This is a genomic window from Paramaledivibacter caminithermalis DSM 15212 (assembly GCF_900142245.1).
GTDB lineage: Bacteria > Bacillota > Clostridia > Peptostreptococcales > Caminicellaceae > Paramaledivibacter > Paramaledivibacter caminithermalis.
On record NZ_FRAG01000097.1, the window covers coordinates 1 to 7,121 of the forward strand.

Annotated in this window: 8 protein-coding genes and 1 pseudogene; 4 read left to right on the forward strand and 5 right to left on the reverse strand. The window is 28.2% G+C overall.

Annotated elements, in window-relative coordinates; genetic code table 11:
- Nucleotides 1-364, forward strand: a 364-nt coding sequence (locus tag BUB36_RS18060) for a CAP domain-containing protein (RefSeq protein WP_073150093.1), incomplete at its 5' end; no start/stop codon positions are given.
- A gap of 69 nt (nt 365-433) precedes the next feature.
- Here BUB36_RS18060 and BUB36_RS20710 read toward each other — a convergent pair.
- The 5 genes and pseudogenes from BUB36_RS20710 to BUB36_RS18085 all read right to left on the reverse strand — a co-directional run bounded on the left by BUB36_RS20710 (nt 434) and on the right by BUB36_RS18085 (nt 4,274).
- A pseudogene (locus tag BUB36_RS20710) lies at nt 434-799 on the reverse strand (Tn3 family transposase).
- Between the two features lie 6 nt (nt 800-805).
- On the reverse strand, nt 806-1,246 hold the full coding sequence (locus BUB36_RS18070; protein WP_073153543.1) for a hypothetical protein: 441 nt from the start codon (nt 1,244-1,246) through the stop codon (nt 806-808).
- Nucleotides 1,231-1,482, reverse strand: coding sequence for a hypothetical protein (locus BUB36_RS18075; protein ID WP_131821358.1), 252 nt, complete (start codon nt 1,480-1,482; stop codon nt 1,231-1,233). The genes BUB36_RS18070 and BUB36_RS18075 overlap by 16 nt, the downstream gene beginning before the upstream one ends.
- Nucleotides 1,483-1,690: 208 nt before the next feature.
- Nucleotides 1,691-2,956 (reverse strand): ABC transporter transmembrane domain-containing protein, encoded by a 1,266-nt coding sequence (locus BUB36_RS18080; protein ID WP_073153549.1) that lies wholly within the window; start codon nt 2,954-2,956, stop codon nt 1,691-1,693.
- Complete coding sequence (locus BUB36_RS18085) at nt 2,937-4,274, reverse strand: radical SAM/SPASM domain-containing protein (RefSeq protein WP_073153552.1); 1,338 nt, start codon at nt 4,272-4,274, stop codon at nt 2,937-2,939. Before BUB36_RS18085 ends, BUB36_RS18080 begins: the two co-directional genes overlap by 20 nt.
- Nucleotides 4,275-4,701: 427 nt before the next feature.
- On the opposite strand from BUB36_RS18085, the gene BUB36_RS18090 reads away from it, so the two are divergent.
- The 3 genes from BUB36_RS18090 to BUB36_RS18100 all read left to right on the forward strand — a co-directional run bounded on the left by BUB36_RS18090 (nt 4,702) and on the right by BUB36_RS18100 (nt 6,863).
- Nucleotides 4,702-5,313, forward strand: a complete 612-nt coding sequence (locus BUB36_RS18090) for a hypothetical protein (RefSeq protein WP_073153555.1) — start codon at nt 4,702-4,704, stop codon at nt 5,311-5,313.
- 94 nt (nt 5,314-5,407) lie between these two features.
- The gene (locus tag BUB36_RS18095; protein WP_073153559.1) at nt 5,408-6,271 is read left to right on the forward strand and encodes a hypothetical protein; all 864 of its coding nucleotides are present in this window, start codon (nt 5,408-5,410) and stop codon (nt 6,269-6,271) included.
- Nucleotides 6,272-6,587: 316 nt separating this feature from the next.
- Entirely contained in the window at nt 6,588-6,863 is a 276-nt protein-coding gene (locus BUB36_RS18100; RefSeq protein WP_073153562.1) for a hypothetical protein, read from the forward strand.
- Nucleotides 6,864-7,121 lie beyond the last annotated feature (258 nt).

Here is a 7,121-nt window from a genome sequence, read left to right on the forward strand (position 1 = left end):
AATGCTTAGACTTGTCAATGCTGAAAGATCCAAACGAGGTTTGGAGCCTTTAAAGGTTGATTTAGAACTTTGTGAGGTTGCTAGAAATAAGTCTCAAGATATGATAGACAATAATTATTTTAGTCATTACTCCCCTACATATGGTAGTCCCTTCGAAATGATGAGAAATTTTGGAATAAAATACATTTATGCTGGAGAAAATATTGCAGGAAATCCTAGTGTAAAGGCTGCCCATACATCTTTAATGAATTCTGAAGGTCACAAAAAAAATATACTTAATTCTAATTTTACCCATATAGGTATAGGCATTAAAGAAGGTTCTAAATATGGAAAAATTTTTACTCAGATGTTTGTAGGAAAATGACTTCAATAAAATTTATTTTATGAAAGGAGATATTTCATGACAGTAGGTAGAACAGAGCATAAAAAGCATCTACATAATCTTATGAAAACAGTAGAAGGTACAGGTTGGATTCTTTTCTACATGCCAGTAAATCATTACCCCACGACCACGATACCTAATATGCAATTCGGTAAGTAGATTTTGATCCTAGCTACCAAATTTTTTGGAATCTGAGGCACAAGTTGTAGTTTCATCTCCCCAAATAGACTCCATTCTAGCTTTTAAAATAGCGTTTACTATTTCTGATATGGCGGTTCTCAGGTTATCTTTGTTAATAAACTTACTTTTGATATACAATAAGTCAGAATACTTTTCTCCATGATTCCCAGATGCACCTCTCTTTAAACCTGTATTTGTGCCTAATCCATAAATGTCAAGAATAAGACGTTTTTGAATAGTAGCTCAATCGAGATGTTCATGAGCTGCCATTGTTTTAAAATAATCCGTAAAGGATAACTGTAAATCAGCTTCCTTCAATATATCTAACAGATTCGTCATTGGCCAAAGTCTTGCTATTTCAGTTTTAAGTTTTATTATGATTTGTGGTTCAAGTTGAGGTTCACTTGGAGACAAGGAAATCCATCCCTTGCTACCTTTAGAAGTTATACGAACTTTGGAATTGTTAGGAATCCTTTGATTCAATTTATTTAAGGTTCCTAGCATTTCTTCCTGAAACTTTGATATTAAAGCTTCAACATCCATCGGTTTATTTAAAGCCTTATAATGCTGTATTCTATTTTCTTCAAAATTGGTTGGGAGATCTTCGTCATGATTTCTATACTTATATGCACCCTTTACCCATATCTCCTTACATCGAAGTTTATCTCTTAAAGCTTGCAGCACACATATTTCATAGTTGTTCCTATTAATATTCTCTCTTGTCCTTGTTCATCCTTTTCTATAATAAATTTTCTCCATTTTGACCTAATAACTCCTTCTATAGGAATATTATTAGGCAATGAAAAATATCTAAATCCTGATCCAAAATTTTGTTTTATTATTTCAAGTGCTTCAATTATTGGTTTATGAACATCATTATTAGAGTAGAATTCTAAAGTTTTTAATATTTCTGGAACCATTCTCCTGTAATGTCTGCTAAAGGATGCCCTCATGACTGTATGTACCTTCTGTCTGTATGCTGTACCTGTATTTTTAAATTCTTTAATTCACCAAATACACTCTCAAGACTAATTTTGCCAGGGTCAGCTCTCAAATCATTAAAGGATAGAGAAGAGTCATCTTGCAGCTCCAATTCTTCCTGAGAAATTAGGGCATTAATAAGTATATCTATCTTAGATAAAGTTCTTGGAGATATCTTATGGAATGTTTCTTGAAAAAAGCCTGTTTCATATTAATATCTTTAATGTTGTAATCGTTAAAATAAATTTGCCCACTATACTTGCTATACAAGCCTAAAATTAGATTGATTAATGTACTTTTACCTATACCATTATTACCTTTTATACCATATATTTTTCCTTTTTCAAATTCGAAAGAAAATTTATCAAAGATTTTATTTTTATCAAAAGAAAAAGAAATATTATCTAAACGAATGTTTTTAATTTTCTCAATATACTTGTCACCATCATTTACTATATCTAATTCAATAATTTCTGAAATTCTATCAAATGATACTTTATAATCTTGGTATGATTCAAATTGCTTTATTGAAAATCTCAATATTTCTAGTAGTTCATTATAGTAAATGATTATTAATACGATATCACCTACAAGAAAATGTCCTTTGATTATTTGAATCCCTGAATAAAGCATTATTACTATATTTAACAAAGTGGATAATGATGTTTCTATGTTGGTAAATAAGTATGAAATTTTTGATAAATCAATAGCTCCATTTAAATAATCATAATATGCATTGTTAAACTTTGATTTTAGCTTCGGATAAATAGCATGAATTTTTATAGTCTTCATATTATACAACAATTCATTTAGGTGAGAGAAATATCCGTCTCGTTGTTCTTTAAATGCTAAGTTACATTTGTAAAGTCTTTCTTTACAAAGAAACAACAAAAAGAAATATAGAGGTACTGATAATATAAATATAACTAGAGCCATTGGCTTTATAGAAAATATAATTGAAAGAATAACGATTGCTTTAACTTCAATTATTACAGTTCTAAGAACATTGCCAATTAAAAAAGATGATATTTTAAAAGAATCACCCATTATTCTTTGAGAGAGATAATCAGGCTTGTATTTATTATATGTATCGATTGAAGCATTATAATATTGATTTACGGATATATTAATAATATGATTTGCAACATCATTTCTTAGTCTTACTTCTATGATATTACTGAAATAGGATAGGAATATTCCTATGAAACTTGCTGTACCAAAAATTAGAACTATGACATAGATTTGATTTAACAATACTTTGCTAGTTGTTATGGTATTAATAAATGTTCTAATTATATATGGTGAAACAATTGAGCAAAGTGTATATAGTATACTTAAAATTAATAAACTTATAATTCTAACTTTATATTGCATTACATGTTTTATAATAATGTTACTTGACTTCTTTTTCATGATTTCTCAACTCATTCGTTAAAAATTGATCTTTTAGTAATTCTAAATTAGTTTCAAAACCCATTGAAAAGTGATGACATTCTAATTTACAATCATTTTGCATAACAGCATAGGGACAGCCTCCTTGACATAGAGGTCTCTTATTACATTCTTCACACTCATTTGGAATTTTATAACTGAGCCATTTCATATGTTCCTTATTGAAGATTGGTCCTGAATCAACATGACCTACATTTAAGCTCACTATCCCTACATTATTCCAACACTTATATAAATATCCTTTAGGATCGACAACAAATACATTAGGGGATATGTGCTCACATGGAAGATGCTTAGGTTTAGGTCTAGGAATTTCCATATTTTTTGACAGTGAATATTGATATCTTAATAAGTTTGCATTGATGTCTGCAAATTCTGAGTGTGAAAAACAGCTTTTTTTATTGTATGTACATGCTTCTGTTAAATTCTCAACAGGAGCAAAATAGTAGTTAACTCTCTCATTCCAGTCATTTTTACTTTTAAAGAAGTCAATTAGTTCATACATACTTTCATTATTATACCGGTCTACATTTACTCGTATTGAAATAAACATATCTTCTTTACAATCGTCTATATTATTTATTATTTGAGTAAAACTATCTTTACCATCCTTCGATATTCTTCTTTTATTATTAATATCTTTAGGTCCATCTACTGTTATTTGACATGCACCAATTTTACAATCATTCTTAAGCAATTTAGCAATATCTTTGGTTAATAAAAGCCCATTTGTGATAATACTGGAGTTGAACCTAATATTGTTATCGTTACAAAATTCAATGAGTTTCCTTGAAATTTTACTTATTGTTTTGATTTCAAGAAGTGGTTCTCCACCATACCATCCTATATAAAGGCTATTAAATCTGTTAGTGATTAGATGTTTTTTAGTGAATTCAACTAGTTTTAGAGCTGTTTTTTGAGACATTTTTGATTGTTGATGGTCCTCATAACAATATGGGCAGCTCATATTGCAATCCATTGTTGGAGCGATTGTCAAAACTAACGTTTTTTGTCCAAACCTAGCTATATTTGATAATATATTTAATCGCTCTTTTTCATCAATGTCCTTATCTACCAAATAACCGTGTGTTTCCATTAAAATAATATTATCTTTTATTTCTTCAGGGACATCTGATATGTCAATGAAATCATTGTTATTAATGTATTCATAGGTTTTGGAGTCAATAATAGCCATAGCTCCAGTAAAAGAATTAAAAATCACAGATTCATTATTATTATCCTTTGTAATTTCAATATTATAATGAGAACTTTTTAGCATAATAAATCCCTCCAAACTTTACTTTGAAATCATAATGTAGAAGCAAAATACAGGTTCACAACCTGTATTTTGCTTCTATACTCTTCAGTATCCTACTGAAGTTTAGATTAATCATATCACCATGATGAACCACAGTAACATTTGAAACCACAGTAACTACTACATTGTGTATCACATTGTCCACACTCATTTACTAAAGGTTCTACTGGATTAAGTACTATCTTCATTTACATTCCCTCCTCTCTCTTTATTTTTTTAATAAGTATATCAAGATACACAACCAAGAATTGTATGTATAATAATTCCTAGTTTTATAAGTATATCATAAATTTATAATTTATTTAATACTTTACATTTATTTCAAAACATGATAATATATATTTAATGTGATCACATACAATACCTTATAAAATAAAGGAGGAATAGTATGAAAGTTAGAATTTCTATTTTACTAGTTTTTGTTCTTTTACTCACTACTGGAATCCCAGCATTTGCTGCTGACAAAAAAAATATGGAAGCCAATAATGTTTTTATAGCAAATGATCAACAAATTAAAAAAATGAATGAATTAATGGGTCAAGGTTTATCAACAGGAGAAGTATTGAATATAGTTTGTCCAGAATTCTTTTCAAAACTTAAAAGTAAAGATGAATTGTATAGAGAACCATTTGATAAAGATATAAAAAATGATTTATTAAATAAACCCAGTAATGAAATGTCAATAAGAAGTGCTGATTGGGGAATCAGTCTTTCTCAATATGGAGATTCTTTAAAGTTTTCTTCATATAGGTCATTAAATTATCAAAGTGCTTATATTAACATTGAAGTTCGTCTCTACAATGATAGTACTGGTGATTTAGCAGCTTATACATATGGAGATAAGTATGATACTGATTATCTTAAGGTGACTGGATATGCTGATCCTCCAACAGGCACATATTATGCTTGGTCACAGCATAAGTGGGTAGAGGGTACGGGACATTGGACAACTATGAATCTTACGACTACTGATAGGTCATATGTTAATCCAAATGAATAAATAATAAAACTATAATATTAAGCAGATCTTTACTAGATCTGCTTAATAAAATTCAAATATAATTTTCAATTTTATTAAAGAAAAGAGGAAAAATATGAAATTTTTTAAGTGGTGTGTTATTTTTTCTGCTATTTTACTGATGTTAGTTTCGTGTAAAGCAACTGTTAACGATAAGCAAGCACCGATTGAATACTTGGATCTTTCGAAAGAAAATGAAAAAATATACTTTTTTGATGACACAGCAGAAGAAAAATTTGCTGATCAATTTCAGTTGTTAGATATTTCAGATAGTTCTGTTCATATTGTTGACAATATATTAAACATATATATTCAATTTGATAAATCAGTTACTAGAAAAGATATTTCAAATGCTAGGAATTATTTCATGAGATATGCTGTGCTTAAAAATTATAAATATACTGGATTCCCGTATCAAGAAGTACATGATAAGAATATATTTTATGATTCTGCCATCTTAAGAATTTTCATTGATAATAATTTGATAATATATGAAAAGTACAATAAAAAGACAAATGAATTTAATTATTATGAGAATACAGCAATAAATGTTGCTAGTAGAGACTATAAAGATAAATATATGGAAAAATTCATAAAAGATGTTAATAGTAAAATTAAAAAACATAAAAATATAAAAGTAATTAATCCATTTAAAGGCAATGTTATACTACTAAAAATATCAACAAAAAATAAATTAGAAAATAATGAGATACAAGTAATCAAAGATTTAGTTTCTTCTGAACTTGCAGTAAAATTAAAGTCAGAATCAGAAGCAGTACAAAACTTAGAAAGCAATACAAAATATCTTGGCATAGTGATAGAATTATTAACAGAAAATGAGAAATATGCTGAATATACATACTTTAATGGAATCGATAAACGATGGATAACCGAAAACTGGATGAATTTTGATTTTTTCAAAGAAAGTTTTAACAATTAATGTATGTTAAAAATAGTTATTTAATATTACATATACTTATTGTGATCGGCAACTTAAAGTAACGATGTTTTGATAAATAATCCATTTATACAAAATTATCTATACTCTATTAAAATACTAAATTTGGTGTATAAGACTATTGATATTTAGGCTGGATATGATAGATTATATGAGTTAAGCACTTTATTAATAAGAGTTGCCACAATGCTATATAATCATACCGATGATAACTCAACATAAATAACAAATTTCATTACTATTAAAATCTTAAAAATATTATTTACTCCTTTTTATTCTATCAAATACAACTGTGTGAATGTGTATAAAACGAACCATAAAAATAACAAATGTCTCAAATGGAATTGTAGAGCTTGTTGATAAGCTTACCTATGAAACTAAAAAAATCTCAGAAGTATTTGAAAATATCCATTCTTTGGCTGCCATTGCTGAAGAAAATTCCGCATCCTCTGAAGAAATGAGTGCCAGCGTAACAGAATACTCCCATAAGATAACAGAACTTTTAGATTATGTGGAACAATTAGAAGGTCTTACTTTGAATCTAAAGGCTGAGCTTAAAAAATATAAGATATAGGAATAGAAAAATATATTAGCCCTATTTCTATCTTTTTATTAGGTTGAAAATAGGGCTTTATACATTTTTTGATTGTAAAAGGAAATAATATATGCTGAGGTGATTAGATGAAAAAATTTAAATCATCAAAACTTATTTTTGCCTTAGTATTATTATCAATTCTTTGGGGATGTGTGAAGTATCCTCAGCAAAAGCCATTAGAACCACAAGCCTCTTCGATATTTAAAAGGGGAAATGTTGAAAAAGTAAAGGTTACTG